At 76.3% G+C, this 1,324-nt stretch carries 1 protein-coding gene; it reads left to right on the forward strand.

Annotated elements, in window-relative coordinates:
* Nucleotides 1–1,324 (forward strand): heavy metal translocating P-type ATPase (locus FYW99_RS31560; protein WP_150256267.1); only part of this gene is annotated, 1,324 nt, incomplete at both ends.

The following is a 1,324-nucleotide window of genomic DNA, read 5'->3' on the forward strand; positions in this document are numbered from 1 at the left end:
TCCGGCCCGGCGAGCGGATCGCCACCGACGGCGTCGTCCGCTCGGGCCGCTCCACCGTGGACACCTCCACCGTCACCGGTGAGTCCGTCCCCGTCGAGGCCGTCGTGGGGACCGAGGTGTTCGCCGGGACCGTCAACGGCGGCGGCGCCCTGGAGGTGGGGGTCACCGCCCGGGTGGCCGACAACTCCCTGTCCCGCGTCGTGCACATCGTCGAGCGCGAGCAGGCGCGCAAGGGCGCCGCCCAGCGCCTGGCCGCCCGGATCGCCCGCCCGCTGGTGCCCGGAATCCTCGTCGCGGCGGCCCTGATCGCCGCCGCCGGTTCCCTGTTCGCAGACCCGGGAGTGTGGATCGAGCGCGCTCTGGTGGTGCTGGTGGCCGCCTCCCCGTGTGCCTTCGCCATCGCGGTTCCGGTCACCGTGGTCGCCGCGATCGGCGCGGCGAGTCGGTCGGGTGTACTGGTCAAGGGCGGGGCCGCCCTGGAGGTGTTCGCGACGGTGCGGGTGGTGGCCCTGGACAAGACCGGCACCCTCACCCGCAACGCGCCAGCCGTGGTGGCCGTCGCCCCCGCGCACGGGCGCACCCGCGAGGAGGTCCTGGCCCTGGCCGCCGCACTGGAGGCGCGCAGCGAACACCCGCTGGCCGCCGCGATCCTGGCCGCCCACCCAGACCCCGTACCCGCCCGGGACGTGGAGGCGGTGACCGGGAGCGGCCTGACCGGCACCGCGGCCGACGGCACGCCCCTGCGGCTCGGCCGTCCCGGCTACGTCGACCCCGGACCGCTGGCGCCGGAGGTGGCCCGCCTCCAAGAGGAGGGCGCCACCACCGTCCTGGTCGAGGCCGACGGCCGTCTGGTCGGCGCCGTCGCGATCCGCGACGAGCTGCGCCGCGAGGCCGCCGAGGCGGTCGCCGCCCTGCACCGCATGGGCGTGCGCACCGTGATGCTCACCGGCGACAACGAGCGCACCGCCCGTGCCCTGGCGGCCCGGGTCGGCGTCGACGAGGTCCATGCCGACCTGCGCCCCGAGGACAAGTCGGCCCTGGTCACCGGTCTGCGTCACCACGGGCCGGTGGCGATGGTCGGCGACGGTGTCAACGACGCCCCCGCCCTGGCCACCGCCGACACCGGGGTGGCCATGGGCGCCATGGGCACCGACGTCGCGATCGAGACCGCCGACGTCGCCCTCATGGGCGAGGACCTGCGGGCACTGCCCCGGGCCCTGGCCCACGCCCGCCGCACCCGGCGGATCATGCTCCAGAGCCTGCTGCTGTCGGGGGCCATTCTGCTGGTCCTCATCCCGCTGTCCGCGTTCGGCGTGCTGGGCCT

Source organism: Nocardiopsis deserti (assembly GCF_008638355.1).
In the GTDB taxonomy this organism is placed as follows: Bacteria; Actinomycetota; Actinomycetes; order Streptosporangiales; family Streptosporangiaceae; genus Nocardiopsis; species Nocardiopsis alborubida.